The sequence below is a fragment of the Flavobacterium sp. MEB061 genome, from assembly GCF_000834715.1.
Classification (GTDB): Bacteria; Bacteroidota; Bacteroidia; order Flavobacteriales; family Flavobacteriaceae; genus Flavobacterium; species Flavobacterium pectinovorum.
The window spans coordinates 214,823-240,917 of sequence record NZ_JXQR01000014.1; the positions used below are offsets into that span (position 1 = coordinate 214,823).

The window sequence follows — 26,095 nt, forward strand, 5'->3', positions numbered from 1 at the left end:
CTTTACTCGTAATTGGCTTATTTTAAGCAACCATAATTTTAGGATTCACATCTTCTTTTTGCAGTATTTGATGTTTTTCTAATTCAATTTTTATTTGATCATACCAATACGGAAAAATTTTAAACAGTCGGTATTCAATTTCGTCTGTAATGTTTTTTTTGTACTTTTTAAGACCAAAGAGATGGCTATAACCTAATTCATTGGCATATTTGCCATGTTCGGTGATATTTTGTCCTTTAAGCAATAAGGCTGGCGTGATGTTGTAATAATTTAAAATCGCTGCCAGATTGTACTGTTCGATAACAATGCAGGGTTCAAATCCTTGTTGTTTTAAGGGAGCAAATTCTTCGCGATGTGTCACATAAATTTGTTCCAGATCGTAATAGGCGTTTACAAAATTGTCGCGAAGTTTGAGATCATTAAAACCCAATATGCCACAACCATAAGCGTGTCCTAAATTAGAATGCCAATAGGGTAGTTGTTTGGTATATTGAGAAAAAAAATCAATTTGTCTTTTATAATGCATTTCGTAGCCGCATTCTTTTCTTTCCAGTATTACAGTCTCGAAATTAAAGTTGATTTTGTTTTTTATAAACACATCTGTGTCGAGATGAACAAAGGGTTTTGTCTGTTTTTCAATAGCATGAATTTTCGATTTCATCCAGAGTTCTTTATTTTTTTCATTGCTTACTTTTGTCACTTTACACGGCAGCATATACAAGAATTTATACACAGTTTCATCAGTATAAAGTTCAATGTCTTTGTACCAAAGATGACTGTATAAAATGCTTAAAGCCGTCATATAGATGGTTTCCTTCAATTTATTACCCACTTGCCAGCGGTTATTTAGTAAAGGAAAAGTATCCAGACTGTAGATAATTCTTGGTTCTTCTTTCATAAATGTTTTATTTTCGGTGCTCATCTTTATTTATTTATTACCAGTCAACAAAAATTATTTTGTTTTTCCAGGCCAGTTTTACAATTCCTAAATTCCAGGTAATTTTATCCAGCAAAATATCCTGTGTTTTTCTTTCGACAATAACTTTCGGATGATCTTCAGACAATATTATTTTTCCCGGCCTTTGTAAATATTCGTTTTGTAATAAGGCAACAGAAGAATTTTTTATGATAGACCAGTTTTCCAGAACGGCCTGTAACATTTCATTACTATGATTTTTTAATTCTTCTGATAGTGTAATATTTCTGTTTATGGTTTGGTTTGCCGGAATGTTGCACAAGAATTTTTCGAACAGCATTTCGTGTTCATAATCCTGTTCTTTGGCCGTGGCGATATAATGTAAAAGATGCGCCGCAACTTCGGGATCATTTATGGTATTATCTTTATGGAGTAATTTGCAATTCTCAAAAAGCTGTTTTAGAAAAGGGTGAATGAGAATTAATCCCGCATTGTTTGCGTAATAATCAGTACCGGTTTCAGCAAGAATTTCTTCATTTAATAACAAATCAGAATTCAAAATTTCTTCTGTTTTAACATCATTATTATTATCGAAAATTTCTTTATTAGTATCGAAAACCAAATTTATTTCTTCAGTTTTTTTATCATCCGAAACAGAAGATTCCTGTAATTTTGTAAAGTTGGATTCTGATAAGTTATTGCCTTTATTTTGAGGTGTTTCTGAATTTTTTTGTTCGAGAAAATTCGCTACCAGCAAAACTTCATTTTCCAGATTAATTAGTATTTCTAAAACAGATTGATTTACTATTTGCTTCTTTATAATTTCTAAAACAAATGTTGAAGGGTACTTTTTAATAACCTCAAATGAAGTAAACAGCTCAACTAATTTTTTCTGTATTAGATTTTCATTTTCCTTTAATAATTGCGAAATAATTATATCCCAAACTAGATTTCTCTGATGTAATCCTTGTTTTGATTTTGAAATAATAGCATTTATAGTGTCTTTTATTTTGTTACGATTTCCCGAAGTTGTTTGTTCAGCAGCATTTAATTCGAAAAGAAATGTTTTCGCAAGAATGCTATAAATCTGATTATCTGATAATTGTTTGATGAATCTGATTCTGCTTTGTCGATTTTCTAATGCCTTTTTTAATTTTAAACCAAAAGCTTTTTCGCTAATCATTTTTTCAAATTGATTCTCTGTATTGAAGTTGAGAATATCCTTTGAAAGTGCCCACCACGAAGTCGTCCCGGTTTCTAAAAAACTAAAAAATTCATTGATGTTTTTTTCTTTGACAGGAACCAGGTTATAATTTGTTGTATCAGGAAAGCCCTTGTCAATTTGTTGTTCTATTTGTTTTTGAAACTGATTTATGATTTCGATTTTTAGGGTATTAAAATCAAAATAAGCAGGCATTGAAAAATCGATGTTTAATTTTTCTATCTGAATACTCTGCAATGGCATTTTATCATGAAGCGTATCAAAATAAGCTTCTAAAAGAGGAAAAACTTCCTCTTTTAAAAACGCGTTTACATTGTCTTTAAGATAATACGCCTTTTGTTTAGAAGGGGTATTGACTTCAAGAAACAGCTTATTGATGATATGTTGATTCGCAGTCTGCATTTAGCTTAGATAGTTTATTTGTTTGTTGATTTCGTCTACTATAAAAGTGACATCATTAAATACAACTTTCATATCTGACAGGAATATTTTTAATGTTCCCTTAGGATCTGTATTATATTTGACTTTTTTAAGACTTACCAGCAACGCGTTAATACGATCCAAAACAGATTTAATCTGATCAGTAAATTCTTTGATGTTTTTTGTTTGCTGGCATTTTAGGATAAAATAAAACAGCTCGATATGACTTTCGGTAAGGGAACTCAGAGCTATTTTTTCACTATTTATTGTAGTATCTATAGCAACTAATACTTTGTTGTAAAGACTGTCTGTAAACATTTCGACTAATAAATGGTTGAATTCACCATTTATGTAAGAAGTTGTTTTTTCGGCTACATTTTGAATTTGCTTTTCAACTTCGGTTTTGATAAAAATAGTGTCTTTACCAAATTTTTCTAATTCAGGCAGACTGTCTATTTCTTTAAACATCAGTTTTGTTTTTTTGATAAAGGTGTTGACACTTTTTGTACAGTTATCTACAGGAATTCTTTCTATAAGCGGTATATCTCTTGGACCATCGGTATCTTCACCGCAATATTTACTGTAGGCATAAAGTGTTACCTGAATGGATGCACTTTCATATTTTGAAATAGAGCTTATTAAGGGTTCAGTTGATTCGGTTTCAAATACTACTCCTGCTATTTCCCATACATATTTTACAGCGTCTTCAGAATTGTTGATTAAGGTCAGGTTATCATTTTCAATAGTATAATCAAATTTTGCTATTGGCAGATTTAGCATCTTAATGACAATATCCGAAGGTTTGCCATTTACGTAAACCACGACCTTGTTTACTTCTGGAGGAACATCATAACCAATAAAAACATATTGTTCTGCATCTTCATCGAAAGAAACGCCGTCGCCGCTTAATATTACTTTTTTACCTTTAGATTCGATGGTGAAAACATACGGAGTATCATCATTTCTGCAGACATTATTGACGTCAATACTAACTTTGATATCTGCAATTTCAAAAGTTACCGAATGGTTTACGGTATAGCTGCAGTTGCCATTATCTCCAACCACTTTTACAGGAAAACTATAAATGTCTTCGGCTGGCGATTCATAAGTATAGATATGCTGAATTTTTGTTTCAGTAGTGATAATGATACCGCTTTGATCACCAAAATCCCAAACGTATTGTATTTTGTCCTGATTATCGCTCGTAATGATAAAATCAACAGTAACTTCATTGCTTTCTTCTGATGGCGTGATTACGGTTGTAAAATCAAATTTTGGTTTTCTAAAAATGGTTACTTCACATTTTGTTTCGATGTTATTGACCGTAAAAGTTATGGTCTGGCCTATAAGTTCTTCGCTCACGAGTTTTGGATCAAAAACAAATTCGCCGTATTCATTTTTTGTAACTCCTCCATTCAAATATTCGCTGATATCTGCTTTGACATAACCTCCGGTTGGCGTTACATGAAATGGATAATAGGAAGTTTTTTCATCAAAACAAAGTTTGTCTACAGGTAAAGAGAGCGATATTACATTATCGTCACAGCACAAATAAGGCAAAGTAAAATCGGCAATTATCGGATTATATACAATTGCTTCTTCCTTACTGCCTTCGGTTTCAAAATCGCCTGCTAAGGAATTTCCTTCTGAATAATAATACGGATACGATCTGTATTCGTCTTCAATATAAATCATAATAAACGTGCCTCCCGGTGCTACACCTGCTTTGTGTTCATAGCCATGATTTTTGTTGAGATAATACGAAGTGAAATTCTCCATAACTTCTTTTGCTTCATAATCAGTTACGCCAAGTACGACAACATTAAACCCTAAACCGTGCTGGCGTCTTATTTCCTGAATCATTTTTAAGGCTTCCTTGTAATTTTTTCCGTGATGCCCTTCAATTCTGTAAAAATCATGGTCTGAGATAAATTCCAGCGGTTGTTTTGTATTTAAATAGTTATCGTGGTAACTTCTGTTGCTGTATTGTTTTGCTATTGCTGTTTTTTCGTAATCCCAAAGTTCAATAAGATGATTTCCAACATTATTATAAAACGGAATCGCTTTTTTACTTAAACTACCCAACTCAAAACTAGGCGTAATTTTGATGTCATTAAAATTAACATTGTAATTGGCCAGTAGTTGTACAGCGCGTTTTATAAGGCTGTATAATTGCTGTAAATCGGTATTTTTTCCGTAGCAAATTTTGATTTCCTTACCTTCCGGATCGATAATAAATTCATAAACTTCCTCTTCTTTTACGGGCTCATTAAACAAGTCAAATGGCAAACAATCATTGGCTGTACTAAGGTTTTGACCGGTAAGCAAAGGCGATTTGTAAAAACCGTGTCGGTATTCAAAATACGGTTTGGTTTTTACGATTTCTCCCAACATTAAATGTTTGGGAAAAGATTTTAAATCCGGACAGCAAAATTCACCGTCCATATGAGCTAATAAGTTTTTTATCTCGTTATAAGTATCTATTAAATCGTTGAGAAGATCGTATCTGTATTGAAAATCGGGAGGGACATTATTCTCATCAAAATCAAATAATTCTGCCAGATTTTTTTGAATTGAATTTGAAATTTCCGGCATTTGCAAACTGTTCAGCAGGATTTCAAAACCTTCGTTCAGTTTTTTTATCACATTGTTTTTGAATATACCGTTGGTGAATGTTTTTTTGATTTCGGTATAATTGATAAAATTTTCGGGATGTAAAACGATACGGTTTGAAATTACCGATGGCAGGTTATAATACAGGTTAGCAAAATTGACTGCGTTGAAAATTATATCATGGCTGTTAATTTGATCTGCAACTGCTTTGCTAACCAATAATGCTTTGTGATTGCCAATAATTTCTAATCCCTGATTATCGCAGGAAAGACTTACACATAGATCTGCCTCTTTCTCATAAGTTTCTATATACAATAGTATTACAGCATCATTTACCTCTAGTCCTGTATTTTCTTTAAGAGATTCTATAGAGAAAGTATTGGCACTGTCAAGCGCCTGCTGTTCGTAAGTTAAGAGTTCGAAAATTTCAAGCTGATCGCTGCCATTGTAGAAATAAGGTTTGTAAGCTGCTTTTTTGTTGTCGTGCACTTTGTAATGCGTGTATTGTTTGCTTTCAAAATCAATGATTTTTTCGCCGTTAGGAATAGTATTGTATAAATGAATAAGATCACCATCAGTCGTTATTCCGCTGCCTTGTGTTATGGAGATGTTTTTTGCCGATTCATTATAAGAAACCTGAAAGCCGCAAATGATGCCCACACCACTAAGACCAATTCTGGAAATACGGTCCTGATCATCAAAATAATCTACAATCTCGTTAAGATGTCCTTCTGTAAGTACCTGATTTTTTGTAAATTTTCGGTACAAAGTTGTTATGGTTGAAAGTTTTGCTAACATTTTGAATGGTATTTATAGTGATCCTAAATTTGTTTTTCCCAGTATTATTTTTTGGAATTGATTTTCGTTTTCGTCGCTGCAATCAAATAATCTTCCCGTAGGATATATATTGCTAAGGTGGGAGAGAGCTTTAATAAATGATATTAATTCTGTTTCCGGTTGTTCCTGGTTCAGTGCTGTTTTGGCAAACAAATATGCTTTATAGGAGTTTTCAAACTGCACAAGTTCATTTTCGAGCGGGTCATCGATTTCATTTTTCCTGTACCCGATCCAGCAAATTTTTGCTAATACGTGCGATGGCAATTCTTCTTTAATGACCTTTTCCATATAATTTCTAAAATCAGTATTGGCAAAACGCAGCGTATATCCGGGCAGGACAATGCTAATGCGATAGGAGTAGGGATCCAGCGGTTCGCAGCTATTGCATTCATCAGTACAAATCGGTAAAAATGTTTCCGGATTTACAGTAATTAGATTTACATCGGGACGAAGCATCATGTGTTCGACAATAAACATGCCTTCTTCTGTAAAAACTTCTTTCATGAAATAAATCAAATCCAGAATAGATTGTTTTAGTTCCTGTAAAGTATCATAATACGTATATCGTTTTGCAATAATTCGGTCAGGGTTGTCTTCGTCTGTAATTAACGGATTAATGATGTCATACGAATATTTGCCCGAATCTGCCTGATGAATCTGAATGTTGCCAATAACCTCAGGATCTGAAATTCCTTTTTTAAAAGCTTCTTCAACATCATGTTCTCTGGTTTGAATAATTTGCAAAACCGCAAAATATAGTTCTCTGTTGGCCGCCGAAGTATCATAATATTCTGTAGTTCCGGAGAGTACAATATTGTCTTCTGTATCTCTGATTCTCCATCGGTAAACAAGCTGATTGTCTGAATCAATAAAATGATATAAGTCAACAAAAGAATCAGACAGGTTTCTTCTATTATAATCTTTGATTCCTAAAAGTCTGGATGTCCTCTTTTTTACTCCCGAAACATTATCGGTATCCCATAAATTACTATTGGGCTGTTTGTAGTAGTTAAAAGAGTTGCCTCGATTTTTACTTACGATTTTATAATCTTTCAAAAAATCTTCTTTGTTTTTCAGTACCACTTCGTCTGTAGCATTGCCATAAATACTTTTGTTGATGAAAACATATTCAGAAAAACTTTCGGCAAAACGACCTAAAAGATGATCCAGAATATCATTTCTTCTCTCTATATTATTGTCTAGTTTTTCAAAAAGAATTTCTGTAAGATGTTCATCATTGTTTTCTGGGTAATTGGTAACCAGTTCACTAAGCCCGTCGATATCTTTTATGGTCTGAGTAAAAAATGTTTTGGTAAGATTACCGCTTACCGAAAGCATTTCATTCACCTGTCCTAAATGTTTAAAATAGCTTCCTAAAATCTGATCAAAAAATAAAAGATAACCTTTAAGTTGTTTTGCCTGAGATTTTCGGGCTGTTGTGGCTCTTGTTGGTAAACCATCTTCTCCAATACCATAAGTATCCGGAAAATCATTTTGTATCGTTGTATAACTTTCTATGTCCAGATAGCTTCCGTCGGGTAATTTCAGTTCTTTGTTTTGACTCGAAAAAGTAGTGGCCGCATCTTTTGCAGCATCAATTTCGTCAAGATAAATTGCTACTTGTTCCTTATCGATATTTAACGGCAGTAAACCTTTATTATAATTGAAAACACTTTTATAACAAATTATCGGTTTCTGATATTCTTTAAGGCAAATTAACCATTGATTTAAATTTGCATCACCATCTCCGCAATCTCCCATAGCGATATCTTTGATGGAGATAACCCCCGGCACATTCATGATTAATTTTATAATATCAGATAATCGTACTTCACTGGTTAGTTCGGCTTCGATTAATTCTTTGGTGTCTATAAAACCATTTTCAAGAATAGGACCGTCAAAAATTTCTAAGGAAGTATATCCCTTATCCATCATTTGTTTAACAGAATAAAAATTGACTGTTGTTGATAAATAGCCATCAAGTGCATGCAATACAAGCGCATGAACCATTTCTTCATCGGCCTGAGTATCTACTTCAATACTGGCGCATATTTTTATCGGGTATTCATCTACTTTTATAACGTTGATCAGATCTTCGCACAGGTTTCTGTTGGCATGGTATTTTTCTCTGATTTTGTTTTTAACTTTGTTAATTTCCAAAGGATTTGTGCTTTCAAAATCTACATAAAGATCATATAAACCTTTAAGATTAAACTCCTTTTTAAAACCTCTCGGAACTTCGTTAAAATCTTTAGAATCATAGGATAATTTATCTTCTTTACAATTTACATAAACCGTTTTTTTATGTTTTGCCGGCCAGCAATTTTTAACGCCGTCGATATCGATAAACAATTTCCTGTAATCGAGTGCTGTTACAGGACTTGTAGGCAATACTTCTGAAGCTTTAAAAAACTGTGAAGCAATTCCCTTGCTCTTTTGATCAGAAGCCAATATGTTTTCGATAGGAAGATTCATTCGCATGCCAAGATCTGTTATGGCATAGCATAACATTTCTAACATCGTGATACCCGGATCATGCGAGTTAAAATCGGTCCATAATTTGCCTCCAAGCTGCTCGATATATTCAATACCTTTTTTTCTTAGGTAAAAGAAATCCAGGTCGTTTTCGGTGGCAACTTTTTTAGGAATAGTGCTATGTGGGTTTAATACTGACATTTTTCTGGTAGTTGAATAATTGGATCTTTACAAGTTTTTATATCTGTAGAAATAATGTGATTTTTTACCGATACAAGAATGCGTTTTGGGTCTGACGGAGAGACTATTGGCAGAAATTCCAATTTGGCCTGATAAGCAGCATCATTTGGATTTTCGGGTTCTGGATTGTTTTCAAGTTTTGCCATTTCTAATTCGGCTAAATAGTCTACATAGTATAATTTTTCGATGTAGTCAATTACGGTGCTTCGGTGTAATTCAATTCCAAAAAGAATATCCTGAGAAGTATCAAATGCCCACGGAGACAAGAATTTTGCTATATCTTCATTCAATTGTTTTTTATAGAAATTCTCATCATATTCAGCATAAAATTTGACACTTAATTTAACCACCACTTGTTCGTATTCAGGATTAATAACTACTGCATCGACGTGCATACTGTTTAAATTGCTGATGTAATTTTGAATTTTATTTAAGGTTGCTGTGCTAACTCTTGGCTCATAAATATCAAATACATTTTTGTTGATAATATCCGGAACCACAATAAGGGTTACATCGCCGGGAGAAAGAAATGAATTGGTTGTGTTATTGGTATGGTTAAGACATTTTACTCTAAATACTTCCGGAAATTCCTGAAGAATGAGATGTTCATAATCCCAAAGAGTTATCGCTCTGTTTTTATGGCGAAGGCGCTCGCTTACACGTTTGTAATACGTATTATCAGATTCTATAGGTGTTCCTCCAAAAGAATTAAAAGGCTGAGAAACACTTTTGACTTGTGTAATTCGGTTAATCAATTTAGAAATCGTTTCGGCCGGTAATCCTTTATTTAAGTGTGATAAATCATTTTCATTATTAAAAAATTCGGCTGTAACGACTTGTGTTTTTACATCGATAACTTTGCAGACCGCATCATAAGCTTTATGCATTTTGGCTTTGATCCAGATGAGGTTGTCCGGCAATAAAGTATTGGTTTTTGTTGCCTGTTTCGGGATAGTAAATTTTACAATACCCGATTTTAAGAAATTATCTATGGAATTGGCCAAAAGTTCGTTTTCGATATTTTTCCACTGATTATCGCAAAGCACAAACCAGTGTACTTTTTCTTTTCCTGTAAAAGATTTAGCCTGCGGATTTTCGCTTCCTTCTAATATCTGAAACAATAAGGAAATTTGCTGTGTAACTTCTGCTTCGTCAAGACCAATATAAAATTCGCCTCCGTTGCAATAATCAGGAACCAGGTGGCTTGCAATGGTACTATTGACATCAAGAACCGCTTTTTGCTGCGCTAGTTTTTTTATATACAAATGCTCTTCACTTTGTCCAAAAGGAGCTTCGTGAAATAACCTTATACGATCTGTCTGGTATTCTTCTTCGGTTTGATTGGTAAAACTTGTAGTTTCCTCTGCGGTATAATTTAAACTGATGGTTTCTATAAATGGCGTATAAGCTTCGTTTGGAATCGTTGGTTTTGCATCTTTGCTCAATATCGCTAGTGTATATATTTTTGGGTATAAAGAATGCAGAAAGGATTTGTTTAATGTCAATCGTATCGGACCGCTTTTGTCAATATCATAATTATCTTCTTTTACAGAAAAATCAGTTTTATATCTCTTCGTAGCCTCATTTACTGTAAACAATACAACTTCTTCATCTTTGCTTATCCAGTTTTCTTTATTTAATACAGCTGCTGTCGCTGTAAAATATTCATCTTTACCTACAATAGGATCTGTATTCTCGCTTCCGTCCAGAAAGTTGGTTTTATAAGCAGCGTAATGTGTTACGAAAGAGTTTGGTGTATTTTTCCAATTGATGGTAACGTCAATATTTTTCCATTTTTTCGAAAAGATTTCAGGATAATTTATTATAAATGAAGAACCTTTTGTAGGCTGCGTTGTAAAAGGGTAGAAGGGTTTAGCGGCGTTAAGCAAACCTGTGTCGCTTTCCAGCAATAAAGAGGTAACATCTGTTACATCTACTTTTACATTAATGTTACTAACGGTTTTTGTGACTAAATTTCTAAATAAAGAATGTCCTTCTGTATTTTCAGTATGAATTAAAAATCGAATAACAGGATGTGTACTGGAAAAATGCTCGCCCAATATTTTTTGGTTGTAATTGACAATTGCCGGAGTATCTTTCGAAATCTGAAAAACAAGTCTTAATTGATCTTCTGAAATACTCGAAGCCTCGCCATCCAATTTAAATTCACCCAGCCATTTTTTTTCGCCACTGCAAAAAACACTGATATTATTTACAAGATCCTCTGTGGTAAAGGATTCTTGTTTAAAGTCAAGAGTCTTGTTAAAAGTGATTGTAATATCAATATTTCTTTCTCCTTCCTGTAATGCTAACAGGGGAGAAGCAATTGCAAAACCAAGTTTAGCCGCCTGTAGTTCGGTATAATTTTCCTCGACAGCAGTATATCCAAAAGGAAACCAGTATTTTGATTCTTCTTTAAGGCTTTCTCCTTTTCCGTCAAGCGAATTTGCCACTTCGCTGGCTTTTATTTTGCCTCGGTCAATATCATTATAGACACTTTTTAGCTGTGTAATCTGAGCTTTATTGGCAATTAATTCTTCGGTAGTTTTGTAAATAAGTTTGTTTCCTGCAGCATCTTTTCCGGCATCTAATTCAGTTTGTGAAGCAATTTTTTCTTCAATACTTTTTTTAGCCAATTCAAAAATAACATGCACTTTATCTGCTTTTGCAGGAAGTTTTTCGATTTGCAAAATGTCTTTATAAAAGAAATCAAGGTGTTTTTTTGTAATTAAATTGAAACGTGTTTTAGATAATTCCAACAGCTTTAAGAAACACACAAAAAGAGTCATATGTGGTGTTAATGTACCTTCAAACTCAATGTTGCGAAGTGTTTTTGAAATATTTTGTTTTACATTATTATAAACCTTGTCATTTCTGTTAGAAATATCTTTAGGAATACCAAAATGATCAAAGATTTCCTGCCAGTTGCCAGCTGGATTTTGGCTGTCATTTGTTTCAAAAAAATTAACCTGTTTGGCGAAGTTGTAGGTAAAAACTAACCAATCTTCCATATCAAAGTCATGAAGCTGCAAATTGTTGGGATCCAGAATAGTATTCAGGCGATCGCCTTGGTCTGTGCCATTTCGTTTGAATAATATATCGTTTGTATGGTCGCTGTTGTTACACATAATACTATTAAATATTAACCTTCGCTGAGGTGTAATTATTTTTAATCTTTTATTTACTGCTAATCCTGCAAGGTTTTTAAAACCTTGTAGGTATTCCTTTTTTGTTTTAAAATTTTTTCTCGCAGATTTTGCAGATCAGCAGATTTCTCTCTTATAGTTTGTTTTTGAATTGTCACCCTGAGCGTCCCGAGACTTCGGGAGAAGGGCACCCCAATTGGCACGTGGGCTTCTACCGAAGTCTCGGGACGCTCAGCCTGACATTCGACTTTCGCTCAGCCTGCAAATCGTTATCAAAAAAAGCTATGTTCTGTGGACAAATATTTCAACACACAAAATTTTTAATTTTTGATTCTCAATTTTTAATTCAAATATTCGTTCCTTCTTCTTTATAGAAAGGATATACCATATTGGTTCTGGAATTGGTCGCCCTTACTTTATAATCTAAAACCACTAGTAATTCACCATTTAAGTCATCTCCCTGACTGATGTCTATTTTCTCTACATCAATTCTTGGTTCGTGATATAAAATAGCAGTTTTTATTAATTCAGCTACAAAGGTTTTCAGTGTTCTGTTTAGCGGATTAAAAAGAAGTTCATCCATATTACATCCATATTTTGGAAGCATAATACGTTCTCCAATTTTGGTTGATAATAAAATTTCCAGACTGCTCTTAATATCCTCCTCATCAGAAATCATGACAACAGATTTTGTTGTTTTTTTAAATTCTGGAGGAAAACTCCATCCGGTGCCTAAAAAAGCTTGCTCACTTTCCATAACTATCCTATTAAAACTGTTGCTAATCCGGCTACTATTGTTCCGCCGTGTGCGGTTGAATCACCCATTCTGGCAGCTGGTTTTCCGCCAATTAAAACTGTTGATGACCCCATTATGATGCTATCCGGCGGACCACTGCAAGTGGCCATGTCGCCAACACAGGCTGCGGGAACTCCGCCAATTAAAACGGTTGGTACGCCGGCAGGTAAAATTGGTCCGCCCACATGTGGAACTGTTGCAGTTACCATTGGGCAAACATGCATATCTGAAACTCTTGCTGCTGGTGCTCCCATAATTTTAATTTATTTGAACAATACTTCCTTTTAAGATGGCTGTTGCGCCAGACGATAATTCTGCGCCCGCGCTTCCTTCTGCCTTCAATTGTGCGGTGGCACTTATCGAAACATTCGTTCCTTCAATTTTAACATCTCCGGTTGCTTTTATTTCGATGTTTCCGGCGCTTTCCATTTTTATTCCGTTGCTGTCAATGGTGATTACGTTCGAATTTTCATCTTCAATAACAATAACACCTTTGTCTTCGTCAAGCGTAATTTTTTTTCCTGCCGGAGTTTCAATTCCAATTGATTTTTTTTCATCATCAAACAAAACTTTCATTTCGCTTCGGGTAATAATTCCTTTTTGATGATTATCATCAGAAGCCGTTATCGGAGCAGGTTTTCCGCTGCTGTGAAGCATTCCTAAAACGATGGCATTATTTGGATCTTCATTAATAAAACCAATGATAACTTCATCTTCAATTTCAGGTCTAAAAAAAACACCTCTGTTTTCTCCCGCATCAGGAGAAGCTACGCGACACCAAATTCCCTGTTCTTCATTATTGATGATTGGAATCTTCACCAAAATTCGGTCTTCACCATTCGGATCACTTTCGAGCTGTGTTACAATTCCGGTGTGAAGCCCTTTTATAGCGGGGATAATTCCGGAACCGGTTGGCGTATGAATGTCAAATGTTTCAGAGAACCATTCCGGATTCAATCCGAATTGCGCATCAATAGTCCAGTTTCCTTCTGATATTTCATGAAAAACTCCCGTGATGTAAGCTTTTCCGTTAAATCGATCACCAACGCCTTCGAGGGTTATTATGGTGTTAGGTTTTACTGCCGGAATTCCCTGAAATTTCACTCTTCCGCGAATTTTTGATAATTGCTGAAAAAGTAATTTTGCATCTGCCCAATCCTGAAGTTCAGCTTCGGTGATTGCTCCGCCGTGACGTAACTCAAGGTTTTCCAGTTCGATGGTTTCGGCTAAATCTGATGCCGTTAAATTTCCATTTAAGGAAATACCAGGATCTTTCGCTTCAATTTCAACCAATTCCTGATTGCTGTAGTCCCAACTATACGAAGACACTTTTGCAAATTGATTTCTGGCGTCTATTTCAGCATCAAAATCCAATAAACTGGCTCCAAAAGTTACTGTTTCCACAGATGATGATTTTACGTTTGGTTTGCTAATGGTAATTTTACCATTTTCGACAAAACAAAGTTTGCCGTTTGCCTGCGCCCGCGAAACGATAAAATCCCAATCGGATGTATTGTACTGAACAAGTTCTTTGTGGCTGAAATTGGTCGCTTCTACATCTTTTTGTAATCCGTAAGCGCCAATAATTTCCTCAAATGCTTCGCTGTCTTTTACATCATAAAAATATTTGCTTTTTCTGCCAATAGTAAGTTTTACCGCTTCATCTTTGCATTCGATAATCAATAACGAAGTCCCGCTTTTTATTTTAATAGAATGCTTGATGACAATGCCTTTGTAAATTGTTTCTTCGTCATTGTGATAACCGGCCGTTATTTCAATTTTTTTCCCCGGAATCAGCAAATCTTCATTACTTAATTTAAAATCTCTTTCAGAAGCTTCTCCATCTGTCAGAACGATTTGAGCCATAGGAATCCTGTTGACCTCATTTTGTACCACAATACTTTTTACCTGATAGGTTTTAGATAATTCTGTTCCTTCAATTAAAATTTTATGCGTTACTAAATCGGCATTTTTACTGGTTTGTATGACTCCGCTATTGTTCATCAGGATTGTTTTTGTAAGGGTGGAAAAAATAGTTTTTGCCCTGTTTTTAATTTTCTGAAATTGACAATGTTATTTACTCTGGCAACTTCCAGATAATACTTAGAATCTCCGTAGATAGTAAAGGACATCAGAGGCAATGTGTCACCATCTTTTACGGTTCTGAAATGTGTCAAATCCGGCGATTTATTGTTTTCCTTTGCAGCCCTTAACTGATCTTCAACAAAACCCTGAAATTTTGCTTTTGCAATTGCCCTGATTGGCGTTCCGTTTGGTTTGAAGAGTTTAAATTCAATATTCATTTCGGTCAAAGCACCTTTAAAAAGCAATGTTCCCCACGAAATAATCAGGTAATTGGGCTTGTGTTCGTCGCCATTGTAATCAAGGATGACTTTTTTGAATTTATCAATGTCATCCATAATTCCATTTGGAACACTTTCGAAGCCATTAATTACTCCGGTTCGGTCAAAAACAAAATCCAGTTCCAGATTTTCGGGTAATTTTTTATTGAACTTTGGAGAAACCGTACTTGTGCCTGCAGCCTGATTTTCATCGGTTTCAATCTTATAATGATAGGTGTACTTTTCCGGATTCATTAAAGTAGAAAATTCACCATCGGCAATTTTTGTGTTAAATTCCGGATCACTGTAAGCAACAACTTTAAGTTTTTCTAATTCTCCAGCCATGGCTATCTTTCTTTTTTACGTTCAATAATTTTCATTACCTGTTCTACACATTCCGCTACCGGATCTTCGCCTTTGCTTTTTGGAGCGCTGGCAGCAGAATTCGGTTTTGATCCTTCACTCACATTTATCTTGATGTGAAGCTCTTTTATTTCTATCGGCATGACTAACTTTTAAGTAAAGTGAAATAATTGTATGTGAGTTCAAAGCTTTCTACAACGAGTTTACTTTCCTGAGCATTAAAATCCTCAACAGCCCATTTTACAGGATAAGCATGAACCACATTCCATGAAATCAAAGGCTGATGCTGTTCATTGAGCAATTTGATTGTCAGGTTAACTGGCTTAAATGAGAAGTTTTCGATAGCATCCCGGCACCAGTCGATTACTGCAGAATCTATGAGCATTCCTCTTTTTAAACTCAGGTTTGGATATTTTGTCTTTACCGGAAGTTTATGCTTGAATCTGTTTTCACCACCTTCGGCTATCTCTTCAGTTTCAATATCAACAGATAAACCGGAAACCGATTGAAACTGATGGTCTTTTGCCTGTGAGCCAAGACCTTCAAATTCAACTAAAAAGTGAAAACCAACAGGTGGATAATAGTTAGCCATGATTAATCATTTTGAATCGATAAACCTTCGTGAACTAATTCCATTGATTCTATCGCCACTTCGTTTCCATCGGCTTTTAAATCAGTCGACTGCACTTTGGTTGGCCATGCATTTTTTACTTTCCAGGTAATTACCGGTTCGTGTTCTTCGTTCAGTAATTTGATGGTAATGTCCCTTCTTTCGATAGTGTTTAATTTTACCGTATTCCACCAGTTGTAATATTCATTATCGCTTTTAAAAGTTCCTCTTTTCAAGGTGATATTAGAGAATTTTTGCATGCCCGGCATCTTGATTTTACTGTACTCCGGACTTGCGCCCTGACGGTATTCGATAACTTCAGTTTCTACATCTAATCCGGAGACTTCTGTAAAGCCTATTTTTGTTCCTCCCCAGTCAACTGAGAAATGAAACTTTGGTAATGGATAACTCATGATCTATATTTTTTAATGTTGATATTTAGTTAAGATTCCTGCATTTTGTGAGAGAAACGAAGGATGATGAACTCAGCCGGACGAACTACTGCCATTCCGATTTCAACAATCATTCTGCCTTCCAAAATATCCAAGGCCGACATGGTTTGTCCTATTCCGATTCTAACATAAAAAGCCTGTTCAGGTTTTGCTCCGGCCAAAGCTCCGGCTCTCCATTGAAGAATTAAGAAATTCTCAATCATCGCTCTGACTCTTATCCAGGTATTGGCATCATTAGGCTCAAATACAAATTGTTCGGTTGCTTTTTTGATAGATTCTTCTGCCATGTTAAAGAAGCGTCGTACCGGTACATAACGCCATTCGTTGTCATTACCTGCCAGGGTTCTTGATCCCCAAATCAAGGTTCCTTTGCCCGTAAAACTTCTGATGGCGTTGATGGATTTACCGGCCACAGTATCAACATTTAAATTATCCTGAATTGTATTTGTTATTTTAACGGTTGGCTTTATAACATAGTTCAGGCTTACATTCGCAGGAGCTTTCCATACGCCTCTGTCACGATCAACTCTGGCATAAACCCCTGCAACAGCAGAACTTGGAGGAAGTGTTATGGGCAGATTGTAAATTTCGGTAAGTATTTTATTGAACGTTGCGTTGTCAATATCTTCTAAAGTGCTTAATTTTCTTCCGTTTAATGCTCCATTATTTACATCTTTTCCGTTAACAGATTTAATGTGGTTTAAAAGTGTAAGCAGCGTTCCTTTAACACCGGAAAAATTATTTGTAAGTCCTGTAATTCCCGTTTGAAGGTTCAATTGATCATAGATTAGCAGTTTTTTTAATTCTTTATCAAAACTTACATCATCGGTTGATATAATTTTAAGCATTTTAGCTGCTGTGTTCTCGTCCTGTATTTTTTTCTTTAATGTTTTTAAATTTTTATATACAGAATCAATTTTATTTGTGGCAGTAAAATTCAAATTAAAGGCTGTCAAGGCACTTGAAATATTACCTGCAATAACCATATCTTCATCAGATATTGTACTGATTGCAGCATTTGCTTCGTCGTTTAGCGAGTTTCTCAAAAGTGTTAAACTTTCTAAAGTAGCAAGTACTTTATCCAGGTTTTTTAAAAAAGCTGTTTTTTTGGCTGCGTCGGTAACAAAAGTCACTCCTAAATTAAAACCCGTTGCATTGTTACTATACATTTGTAAAAACATGTCACTGACCTCACCGGCAATATCTCCTGCAACAGAATCGTCAACCAATTTGGCTACGGTTGCGTCAATTCCTGCAGGGCCTTCTATAAGCTCCAATCCTGCAGCAATTTGATCATATGCTTTTGCTGTATAGGAGTAATGTTTTACTGTAATTTTACTGGCATCAAAAGCATAGTCCAATATGGTTTCTAAGTGAGGATAATAAACTGCACCGTACTTAATAGTATCTTTTTCAGAACTAATTATATTTCTTAAAGCGTCTATGTTAGGATCTGTTGGACTTGATTCGTCGTAACTTAGAGTGTCAATTAAGGTAAATCTGTCCTGAAGATTATGGCACTGTGCAAGCGCATTGTTGTATAATCCATAAAAACTATCTGGAAGTATTCCATCTACTTTTGTTGCGTCAGGAAATAAAATTAGTGTTGGTTCGTCTACTTTTTCTAATTCTGCCAATCCATCATTGAGTGCATCGCTATTGGTGATTACTGTAACCGGTGAGTCTGTTTCATCTAAATCATCTCCATAACGACCTACTGAAATAATGTAACAAGGACCGCCGCCATTTGCAAAAAACAACTGCATTGAATAGTACATTAAGAAAGGTTGTTTTGAAGTTGGCTGATCTACAATAATAGATCTCGTGTCACCGCTATTACTGGAAACATCATTAATTGTAACACTAATTGTTGTTTCTGGTTTTGCAAAGCCAAAAAAACGTTCATATTCTAAAAGAGATGTGATTCTGGTTGGCTGTAATTTTAAATCTCCATTAATCTTGTTCGTAGCTTTTTCAGTATAGCCAATAAAAGCGGGAATCGCTGTTTCAACCTGAGCTACAGAAGGAGGGAACTTTACGATTTCCTCAATATATACACCAGGTGTTTTGTAAGTTGTTGCCATAATTGATTGTTTTAATTATTAAATAAATATTTCCGAATAATAATCGCCATTGCTTTTTGTTATTGATTTTACAGAAGGATTTGGATACTGGCTGTTTATCGGCTCTTTGGGCGTAAAATCGTTGAGAGGGTCAATTTCAACAAAACCCGAATAGGTTAGGGGTTTTACAGTATCGGTTTTGATCTCGGTTTTTGCTTTTTTGTTGATGTATTTCCAGAACGTTTTTCTATTGTCAAAATGTATTTTAAAATGAGGACTTAGTATTTTACCCGAATTAGTCACAATATTTCCCGGATTAATATCGCCTTTCATTGTCAAAGAGATGATTCCGAAAACATCTTGTCTTTCTGGTGAATGGAGTTCGGATAAAAAATGCGCCGTTGTTTTTTCGGATACTAAAAAAGCATTTGAAATCAGGATGTTTTCATTGTTTTTGGGAATGTATTTAAATGTTTCGGGTTCCGTTGTAGGTTTCACGTTACTGAATAAGAACATTTGGTTTAGGACAAAATCCAAATCGGTATAATTCTCAAATTGGTAATCGTTGATAGAGATTTTAAAATCCAGTTTCAAATCTGCCGGAATACTTATAAACGGATCAGTTCCATCAGCTTCCTTGACTTTAGTGTATACCCGAAAACCTGTTTTGGTTGACTTAAATGCCATTTTGTAATTTCTTAATCTTGTATTGGTTTCTATGGTTGGAACTATAGTTGCAAATGAGCCGCTGTCGAATTTTTGCAGCATTTTTTCTTTATCTGCTAAAGACATTCCTGTATAAGTATCTTCACCGCTATTCAGAAAATAATTGTGAAAAAGCGTTACTTCAAATAATAGTTCGTATGTAAAATCAAAACTCATGATTGCTCTTTTGTTTTTGTTAAACCTTTAAATTTGCTGATAAGCTGTCCTTCGGCTTGTGCAATATTGCGTTCAATTTGTATCATGCTTACTTTGTATAAAGCAGAGGGAAGCTGCTTGCCTCCTAATGTTCCCCAGATATAGTTCAGTTCCTCAAAAGTGGGCGTGTAGAGTTCAACTGAAAATCTGAAATCATCAATATTTGCCATTGCAATATTATTTCTGTTGTAAATAGTGTTGGCTTGTGTAAAGAGTCTTTTCCCTTGAAAAAATGCAATGATTTTTGAAATATCGTTAAGCGAGTTGATGTATATATTTCTATTGGCGCTAAAAAGTAAATACAGGTTTAAATTGATGACGCTATTTTTGTAAATTGTTTTAGCATTTTCAATAGAATGATTGGGAAAGTTTTTTAGAGTAGCTTCCTCATCCAAATTAATTAAGGTAAGGGCTACTTTGTCTTCTAAATTTCCGGATACGGTTTCGTTTTGAGATTCTAAAAAAGCAATATTTTCAGCCACAACTGTTTTTTCTAACCCAATTTCGTCGAGATAGTTGTTTACTTGTTCTGCAATTATTTGAATAACTTCAAAAACCATTTTGTGATAAAGTTTTAATTTTAAAAATCAGTACTTATATAGCTATGATAATTTTCTAAAAATCTCATTATCAATATGTAGGTAGAAAAATAAAAATAGGGGCTTTTGACTTTGCTTTAAAACTGAAATAGAAATAAGGCTGGTAGGTTTGTCTAAAGTAGAACAATGGAAGTGTATCAAAAAAGGGGAAAAGGACCCTTTTTTTTAGGGTTAAATGGTTTGTTAATATATTGATTTACAGATATTTATGTCTTATAAAAAATTTTATTTTATCTTTTGCAAAAAAGCAAACGTCATAATTTATTGAAATCGATAAAATTTTAGTGAAAAAAAAATCTAAAACATTCAAGTTTTAGATTTAAGCGGGAACAAAAAATGGAGAATTTGGAATAGCCGGAAGTTCGATTTTTTCAAATGAAATTTATTCGGGCTGTTTAAAACGCAAATAACGTATAAGAAACCTGTTATGTGTAAATTAATTCATTTTAAGTTTTATTTCAAATCAAAATAAATTCTTAAATATGATGATATAAAAAAAGCCTTAGAAATTTAAAATTCTAAGGCTTTTTTTACTAGAAAAACTATATTAAAAATTAGTATTTACTTTTTTAGAGCGATCTGCAATGTATGAGATTAGCCAAATTGTTTGTCCTTCTTTTACAAAGAATATTTTCTTTTTTTCTAAATCCGGAATGCTTTCCAGGCAAGATAATAAAATGTTATTTGCAGAGATTAAGTATTTCTGGTCATAGGTGGTTAAAACTCTGGCAGCTTCTTTGTTAGTTTTAGCAAGAGTAGTAAACTTGGTGAAATTATTCTTTAAGATTGCATCGTAATTAATAACATCTTCCTTACTTAAGGCAACATAATGCTCTTTAACATTTTCATTATAATATAGAGTTGCAAACGCCCAGACAGCTCCGCCTGATAAATACATTTTATCCTTTTTTGATAAAAGAGGATTTTTATCAAACATTTCTTTTACCTTTTTAAGTAATACCGAGTTAAAATCAAAAGATTTTTCCTGGTATACCGACATATCATTAACCTGATTTTGGTTTACAACCGTTTTTTGTACTGCATCGGTAAGTGTCATTGTGCCGAAATTAAGCTCTAAAGGAATAAACTCTAATTTGTCATCTTTAAGCTCATCGATATATCCTCCTTTGGTAGTTTGCGCTCCAATGTCAAGCAGAAAAGCGTTAGCATAATCAACCGGCGGGATAGCACCTTTAACCAGCGTTTTAGCTTCTTCGTTAACATTAAGGATCTCAACATCTTTGTTAATTTGAGAAGTTATTTTATTTCTTAAAACGTCAATATTGCGGGCAGATGTAAAAAGAGGAGCAGCCACAAGAAAGATGTTTTCTTCAGGCATTTTATATTCTGCTCTTATTTTTTTTAATTGATCAACAACTATCGTACTTGTTCTGTCAATATCGTCCTGAGTAAGTTCACCGGTTTTATCAATATGTTCGGCAAAATTAATTCTCTCAGTCCAGAAATAGAGGATCTTATAATCAGCTTTTTTGATATTGTTTACATCCAGAACTGAAACTTTTATAGCTCTGCGACCGATTTCAATTCCTGCATAAAGACTTTTTTGCGAAAATGCATTAATGGAAAAAAGTAAATTTAAAAGAATAAGAATAAGAACCTGGGGTCTGTTTTTTTTAAGCATTTGATTTAATTATGGTTAAAATATATTTATTTGAATAAAGTTTTTAAAGTAATTATGCGAAAGTCATAATTTTAAATTAAAAATAACGGGTTTTAATATAAGATTACAAATTTATAAAAACATTTACTAAGATAAATGCAGTTATTGTAAAATGTGGAATTTAATTAGCAGGATAGTGTTTTGAGGACAATTATGTGCGATTTTTATTATTTCCAAGGTATTGAGAAAGAATATTCGTCAAATTGATTTAGTAGTGAAACTGATTAAAACGAAAAAAGCTCCAGATTTCTCTGAAGCTTTCTCTTTGTAGCCCGTAGCGGAATCGAACCGCTCTTACATGGATGAAAACCATGCGTCCTAACCGATAGACGAACGGGCCTGTTTTTCTATGCGGGTGCAAAAATGCAATTAATTTTAGAATTGACAAAAATATTTTTTAGAAAATTGTTTTTAGTTATTCCCAAAATATCACATTTGTAAATAATCAATCGTAAATAAAATTAGCTATTTGAGATGTATTTATTTGATTAATAATTTTTTGGATTACATAGAAAAGTATTTTTTTTCTTCTTTTATTAAAATGATAATTTTTGATAAAATTGAAAATTATTTTGAAAGTTGTTTAGTTTGAAAGAATATTCTTTTGATTTTTTACTGTTACATATCGTTGTGTTCCTTCGATTTTACTTTTTTATGCCTTGTATTATTTCAAGACTGTATCATAAATTTTATTCAAAAGATCTTGTCTCATTTTTGAATTTCTTTGATTTAAAAGTATTATTATGCCCCAATTTTTAGTTCTGTTGTAACATATGATAGAAGATTGTCCCATAGAATCTCCAGACTTTAAATAAATAGTATTTTTATCATCCGTCACGATGTTTACTCCTAATCCCAATTCTCTATTTTCTACTTTATAGAATGTTTTTTCCGTAATAATGGCCGCTTTTCCTATTTGCGTTTCTTTATTTAAGACTGCTTTTAAATACGTAATCATATCAAATGCATTGGATTTTACTAAACCGGCTGGAGCTGTAACATTCCAGGTTAGGAATTCCTGAACGCCACCCTCTGAATTATGACCTACAGTTCTATTTTTTACATTAAAGTCCTTAGTCAATGTGTTTTTCATCTTTAGCGGCGTTATTATTTTCTCTCTAATAATTTCATCATAACTTTTGCCATACACTTTTTCTAATATTTGTCCGAGTAATGTATATCCAATTGTAGAATAACGATATTTTCCATAGTCTTTTAGTTCAGTACAATTGTTGATTATGTCCGTCAATGTTTTTTGAGTCACATTACTTATTGGCTGTTGTGGATTTAATTCAATTAACTTTCCAAAATCAATATCTGGCAAACCTGATTGATGCGAAGCCAGATCTGAAATTTTTATTTTGTTTTTAAGATTTGAATGTAAAACATATTCTTTTGGAAGGTAGTTGTCTATATAATCGTCTACTTTAAATTTATTTTCGACAACGGCTTGTGCCATTAAATTTGAAGTCAAAATTTTTGTGATAGAGGCAATTTCAAATAGGGAGTTTTTATTAATCTCTGCTTGATTTTCTGCATTCAACTTACCATAAGCAGTATAGAATTCTTCACTATTATTGATAAAACCGACGCTAATGCCAACGTTAGGATTCTTTTGATAATTGTCCTTTATGATTGAGTCAATTTTGTTAGTGAAGTTTTGTCCGAAAGAAAAAGTACTTATTAATAGTACTGCGGTTAAGAAATTTAATGATGTTTTCATTGTATCGTTTTTTTTAGGTTAAAATTTATTTCGATACAAAGATGTGGAAGAAGCTAAACCTGTGCGACCGAATAAAATTAGTCGAACGCATTTGTTTTGAAAAATAAGTACGAGTAGCTTTTGAAATAAGTACGAGTAATTACAAAAGTATGTCTTACAGTGTTTTGCGATAGATAGTTGGAGTGTAACCAGTGTGTTTTTTGAAAGCAGTATTAAATGATGATTTTGAATTAAAACCGACATCATACAGAATTTCTAAAATAGTAACTTTACTTTTTGTGTCGTCTTTTAAAATCTCCATGGCATTTTCTATGCGATAGGAATTAACAAAATCATAAAAATGCTGTTTCAATGTATGATTAATTAAAAGAGATAAGTCCCGAACAGGAATTTCAATAGCGGCAGAAACATCCTGAATGGTTAAAGAAGGATTAAGAAAGGGCTTTTCTTCAACCATGTATTGCTGCAATTTCAACAACTCTTCGTTATTTTTTTTTTCATTTATAGTTAATTGCTCACTATTTTCCCCTTCAGAAATTATATGTTGTACAAGCTTTAATTTTGAGTCAATAGTTCTAAAAAGTTCTGGATTATTTAAAGCCTTAAATAAGTACCAAAAAATAATGATCAGTTCAAATAAGAGAAGTCCAATTTTTAATCCTTGAGAAATATTAGGATATTCGGTAAATTTAAAGATGTTTTTTAATAGGGCGATAGCAAAAAAGACTGATAGTGCTGTTGTAAATTGAAACAGCCAATTAAGGGATTCAATGCTTGCTCCTGCATAATTTTCAAGATATATTTTTTTTGCTTTTCTCAAGATCATAAAAGCCGCAACAATATAACATACCATTTGAACATGCATTAAAATATGGTTGAACTGTACTTCTGGCATATTGCTGATATTTGCAAGAAAACTGATTTTAGATTCCACGTCGACTGCGTAAAAGCGGGGTAACAAGATTAAATTTGCTATTAAAAAAGTAAGACCATGAAGTAAATGCTTTGGTTTTAACTTAAAATCAGAATAGCAGACAGATAGTACATATAAATAAAAAGTGGGAAGCTGCAAGAAAAAAAAGGAGCTTATAAAAACTCTCACATTTAATGAAATTGCTAATAAATCGCCAAAATTTGCGCTAATATCGATTGCAGTCAAAACGAGAAAAAAAGCAAAAAGACGATTACTTAATTTATGTGCTGTTTTGACGGTAAGTAAAAAAAATGATAAAAATAATGCGATGAAAGTTATTATTATAGAGATTGTAACCAATAAATTAATTTTATCCATTAATCATTTTTTTGTTCGTTGTTTTTGTTTCGGAAAAGTTGGTATTTACTTTAATTAAGTATTTTTCCTTCAAGCGAATATAATAAATAATATTAGTACAAAATTTTAGCTTTTTAGAAATTTTTTCAATGAATTTTTTTAGGTATAGTTAAAAGTTAAGTGTTATGTTTGTTCACAGTTCAGCGAAAAAATAAACTTAAAATTAGAAAGATATAGTGATAGATAAATTAGAGATTAAAGTTCATGAAAAACTATATGGACTTGATCATTTACGAGCTTGTGCTATTATTTTAGTTTTCTTTTTTCATTATTATATTGTGAGTGACGGAGAGCCCGAATGGTTGCCTGATGTAGCTTCATTTGGCTGGACAGGAGTTGATTTATTTTTTGTGTTAAGTGGATTTTTAATTTCTTCTCAGCTATTTCTACAAATTAAAAATGGGCAATTAATTTCATTTAAAGTTTTTTTTATCAAACGATTTTTTAGAATTGTTCCGGCCTATTTAGCAACTGTTGGCATTTATTTTTGCGTCCCTTATTTTAGAGAAAAAGAAGCACTACCTTCAATTTGGAGGTTTCTTACTTTTACTCAAAATTTTGATCTTAATTTAAAAGACTACGGAACATTTTCACATTGCTGGTCACTCTGCGTAGAAGAACATTTTTATCTTTTTTTACCCATTATTTTAATATTTTTACAGACTTCAAAACTGTTCTCTAAATCGTTTTGGCTATTAATAGGCTTGTTTTTATTTGGTTTTGCGATTAGATTTTATAGTTTTAATTACTTGTATCTGCCGAAAATTGGTGAAGAAAATAGTTGGATGTACTGGTATAAATTTATTTACTATCCGACTTACAATCGCTTAGACGGACTTTTGGTTGGTGTTTCAATTGCAGGAATTTATCAATTTTTGCCAAATTTATGGACCAGACTTTCAAAATATGGTAATCAGTTTCTTGTATTAAGTTTATGTATTTTGACAGGTGCTTATTTTTTATGTGAAGACTTACAGACTTTCAAAGTATCTGTTTTTGGATTTCCATTAATTGCAATTGGCTTTGGTTTTATGGTTGTAGGTTCGATTAGTCCTACAAGCTTTTTATATAAAATGAATTCAAAAATTACAACGTTTATAGCTAATCTTTCTTTTTCAATTTATTTGACACATAAAGGAATAATTACTACAACCCACAAACTATTAAAAGATTTTGAAATAGAGAATAATGTAATGCTTCTAATTTGTTTGATAACTTGTATTTTAGGGGCATATATTCTTCACTTGACAATAGAAAAACCATTTATGAAAATAAGGAACAAAACCATAAAGGAAATATAAATGTTATTTAGAAAACAGTCAACCAATTGTTTTTTTTTGGCATTT

General features: G+C 33.3%; 19 protein-coding genes and 1 tRNA gene. 1 reads left to right on the forward strand and 19 read right to left on the reverse strand.

Annotated elements, in window-relative coordinates:
- Positions 1 to 22 precede the first annotated feature (22 nt).
- The 19 genes from RT99_RS06465 to RT99_RS06550 all read right to left on the reverse strand — a co-directional run bounded on the left by RT99_RS06465 (position 23) and on the right by RT99_RS06550 (position 24,710).
- On the reverse strand, positions 23 to 922 hold the full coding sequence (locus RT99_RS06465) for a DUF6734 family protein (RefSeq protein ID WP_242607171.1): 900 nt from the start codon (positions 920 to 922) through the stop codon (positions 23 to 25).
- Positions 923 to 935: 13 nt separating this feature from the next.
- Positions 936 to 2,540 (reverse strand): contractile injection system tape measure protein, encoded by a 1,605-nt coding sequence (locus tag RT99_RS06470; protein ID WP_042563908.1) that lies wholly within the window; start codon positions 2,538 to 2,540, stop codon positions 936 to 938.
- On the reverse strand, positions 2,541 to 5,969 hold the full coding sequence (locus RT99_RS06475; RefSeq protein WP_042563909.1) for a PKD domain-containing protein: 3,429 nt from the start codon (positions 5,967 to 5,969) through the stop codon (positions 2,541 to 2,543).
- A gap of 12 nt (positions 5,970 to 5,981) precedes the next feature.
- Positions 5,982 to 8,684 carry a hypothetical protein gene (locus tag RT99_RS06480; RefSeq protein WP_042563910.1) on the reverse strand — a complete coding sequence of 901 codons (2,703 nt, stop codon included), beginning with the start codon at positions 8,682 to 8,684 and terminating at the stop codon, positions 5,982 to 5,984.
- Positions 8,672 to 11,851, reverse strand: a complete 3,180-nt coding sequence (locus RT99_RS06485; RefSeq protein ID WP_042563911.1) for a baseplate J/gp47 family protein — start codon at positions 11,849 to 11,851, stop codon at positions 8,672 to 8,674. Before RT99_RS06485 ends, RT99_RS06480 begins: the two co-directional genes overlap by 13 nt.
- Before the next feature lie 364 nt (positions 11,852 to 12,215).
- Positions 12,216 to 12,626, reverse strand: coding sequence for a GPW/gp25 family protein (locus RT99_RS06490; RefSeq protein WP_042563912.1), 411 nt, complete (start codon positions 12,624 to 12,626; stop codon positions 12,216 to 12,218).
- 2 nt (positions 12,627 to 12,628) lie between these two features.
- Positions 12,629 to 12,919 (reverse strand): PAAR domain-containing protein, encoded by a 291-nt coding sequence (locus tag RT99_RS06495; protein ID WP_042563913.1) that lies wholly within the window; start codon positions 12,917 to 12,919, stop codon positions 12,629 to 12,631.
- Positions 12,920 to 12,923: 4 nt separating this feature from the next.
- The gene (gene vgrG, locus RT99_RS06500) at positions 12,924 to 14,669 is read right to left on the reverse strand and encodes a type VI secretion system tip protein VgrG (protein ID WP_042563914.1); all 1,746 of its coding nucleotides are present in this window, start codon (positions 14,667 to 14,669) and stop codon (positions 12,924 to 12,926) included.
- Positions 14,669 to 15,352, reverse strand: coding sequence for a hypothetical protein (locus RT99_RS06505; RefSeq protein WP_042563915.1), 684 nt, complete (start codon positions 15,350 to 15,352; stop codon positions 14,669 to 14,671). The genes vgrG and RT99_RS06505 overlap by 1 nt, the downstream gene beginning before the upstream one ends.
- Positions 15,353 to 15,354: 2 nt before the next feature.
- Positions 15,355 to 15,513 carry a DUF5908 family protein gene (locus tag RT99_RS25260; protein ID WP_165587182.1) on the reverse strand — a complete coding sequence of 53 codons (159 nt, stop codon included), beginning with the start codon at positions 15,511 to 15,513 and terminating at the stop codon, positions 15,355 to 15,357.
- A gap of 2 nt (positions 15,514 to 15,515) precedes the next feature.
- A complete protein-coding gene (locus RT99_RS06510; protein ID WP_042563916.1) occupies positions 15,516 to 15,962 on the reverse strand; it encodes a phage tail protein in 447 nt (148 codons plus the stop codon).
- A 2-nt stretch (positions 15,963 to 15,964) separates the two neighbouring features.
- Positions 15,965 to 16,393: a phage tail protein gene (locus tag RT99_RS06515; protein WP_042563917.1), complete on the reverse strand. Its 429-nt coding sequence runs from the start codon at positions 16,391 to 16,393 to the stop codon at positions 15,965 to 15,967.
- Positions 16,394 to 16,422: 29 nt separating this feature from the next.
- A complete protein-coding gene (locus RT99_RS06520) occupies positions 16,423 to 18,516 on the reverse strand; it encodes a phage tail sheath C-terminal domain-containing protein (protein ID WP_042563918.1) in 2,094 nt (697 codons plus the stop codon).
- 18 nt (positions 18,517 to 18,534) lie between these two features.
- Positions 18,535 to 19,377 (reverse strand): hypothetical protein, encoded by an 843-nt coding sequence (locus RT99_RS06525; RefSeq protein ID WP_042563919.1) that lies wholly within the window; start codon positions 19,375 to 19,377, stop codon positions 18,535 to 18,537.
- Positions 19,374 to 19,976, reverse strand: coding sequence for a DUF4255 domain-containing protein (locus RT99_RS06530; RefSeq protein ID WP_042563920.1), 603 nt, complete (start codon positions 19,974 to 19,976; stop codon positions 19,374 to 19,376). The genes RT99_RS06525 and RT99_RS06530 overlap by 4 nt, the downstream gene beginning before the upstream one ends.
- Positions 19,977 to 20,562: 586 nt before the next feature.
- A complete protein-coding gene (locus RT99_RS06535) occupies positions 20,563 to 21,657 on the reverse strand; it encodes an exopolyphosphatase (RefSeq protein WP_042563921.1) in 1,095 nt (364 codons plus the stop codon).
- A gap of 307 nt (positions 21,658 to 21,964) precedes the next feature.
- A tRNA-Glu gene (locus tag RT99_RS06540) sits at positions 21,965 to 22,036 on the reverse strand.
- Between the two features lie 324 nt (positions 22,037 to 22,360).
- Positions 22,361 to 23,419, reverse strand: coding sequence for a serine hydrolase (locus tag RT99_RS06545; RefSeq protein ID WP_042563922.1), 1,059 nt, complete (start codon positions 23,417 to 23,419; stop codon positions 22,361 to 22,363).
- Positions 23,420 to 23,573: 154 nt separating this feature from the next.
- Positions 23,574 to 24,710, reverse strand: coding sequence for an AraC family transcriptional regulator (locus tag RT99_RS06550; protein ID WP_042563923.1), 1,137 nt, complete (start codon positions 24,708 to 24,710; stop codon positions 23,574 to 23,576).
- 215 nt (positions 24,711 to 24,925) lie between these two features.
- Here RT99_RS06550 and RT99_RS06555 point away from each other — a divergent pair, with 215 nt between their 5' ends.
- Entirely contained in the window at positions 24,926 to 26,050 is a 1,125-nt protein-coding gene (locus tag RT99_RS06555) for an acyltransferase (protein ID WP_242607172.1), read from the forward strand.
- Positions 26,051 to 26,095: the final 45 nt, after the last annotated feature.

Excerpts from the sequence above, each read along its gene's own strand:
- RT99_RS06535 (WP_042563921.1), bottom strand. The coding sequence starts at position 21,657 with ATGCTTAAAAAAAACAGACCCCAGGTTCTTATTCTTATTCTTTTAAAT.
- RT99_RS06515 (WP_042563917.1), bottom strand. The coding sequence starts at position 16,393 with ATGAGTTATCCATTACCAAAGTTTCATTTCTCAGTTGACTGGGGAGGA.
- RT99_RS06470 (WP_042563908.1), bottom strand. The coding sequence starts at position 2,540 with ATGCAGACTGCGAATCAACATATCATCAATAAGCTGTTTCTTGAAGTC.
- RT99_RS06485 (WP_042563911.1), bottom strand. The coding sequence starts at position 11,851 with ATGTGTAACAACAGCGACCATACAAACGATATATTATTCAAACGAAAT.
- RT99_RS06465 (WP_242607171.1), bottom strand. The coding sequence starts at position 922 with ATGAGCACCGAAAATAAAACATTTATGAAAGAAGAACCAAGAATTATC.
- RT99_RS06550 (WP_042563923.1), bottom strand. The coding sequence starts at position 24,710 with ATGGATAAAATTAATTTATTGGTTACAATCTCTATAATAATAACTTTC.
- RT99_RS06520 (WP_042563918.1), bottom strand. The coding sequence starts at position 18,516 with ATGGCAACAACTTACAAAACACCTGGTGTATATATTGAGGAAATCGTA.
- RT99_RS06475 (WP_042563909.1), bottom strand. The coding sequence starts at position 5,969 with ATGTTAGCAAAACTTTCAACCATAACAACTTTGTACCGAAAATTTACA.
- RT99_RS06545 (WP_042563922.1), bottom strand. The coding sequence starts at position 23,419 with ATGAAAACATCATTAAATTTCTTAACCGCAGTACTATTAATAAGTACT.
- RT99_RS06510 (WP_042563916.1), bottom strand. The coding sequence starts at position 15,962 with ATGGCTAACTATTATCCACCTGTTGGTTTTCACTTTTTAGTTGAATTT.
- RT99_RS06525 (WP_042563919.1), bottom strand. The coding sequence starts at position 19,377 with ATGAGTTTTGATTTTACATACGAACTATTATTTGAAGTAACGCTTTTT.
- RT99_RS25260 (WP_165587182.1), bottom strand. The coding sequence starts at position 15,513 with ATGCCGATAGAAATAAAAGAGCTTCACATCAAGATAAATGTGAGTGAA.
- RT99_RS06490 (WP_042563912.1), bottom strand. The coding sequence starts at position 12,626 with ATGGAAAGTGAGCAAGCTTTTTTAGGCACCGGATGGAGTTTTCCTCCA.
- RT99_RS06480 (WP_042563910.1), bottom strand. The coding sequence starts at position 8,684 with ATGTCAGTATTAAACCCACATAGCACTATTCCTAAAAAAGTTGCCACC.
- RT99_RS06495 (WP_042563913.1), bottom strand. The coding sequence starts at position 12,919 with ATGGGAGCACCAGCAGCAAGAGTTTCAGATATGCATGTTTGCCCAATG.
- vgrG (WP_042563914.1), bottom strand. The coding sequence starts at position 14,669 with ATGAACAATAGCGGAGTCATACAAACCAGTAAAAATGCCGATTTAGTA.
- RT99_RS06530 (WP_042563920.1), bottom strand. The coding sequence starts at position 19,976 with ATGGTTTTTGAAGTTATTCAAATAATTGCAGAACAAGTAAACAACTAT.
- RT99_RS06505 (WP_042563915.1), bottom strand. The coding sequence starts at position 15,352 with ATGGCTGGAGAATTAGAAAAACTTAAAGTTGTTGCTTACAGTGATCCG.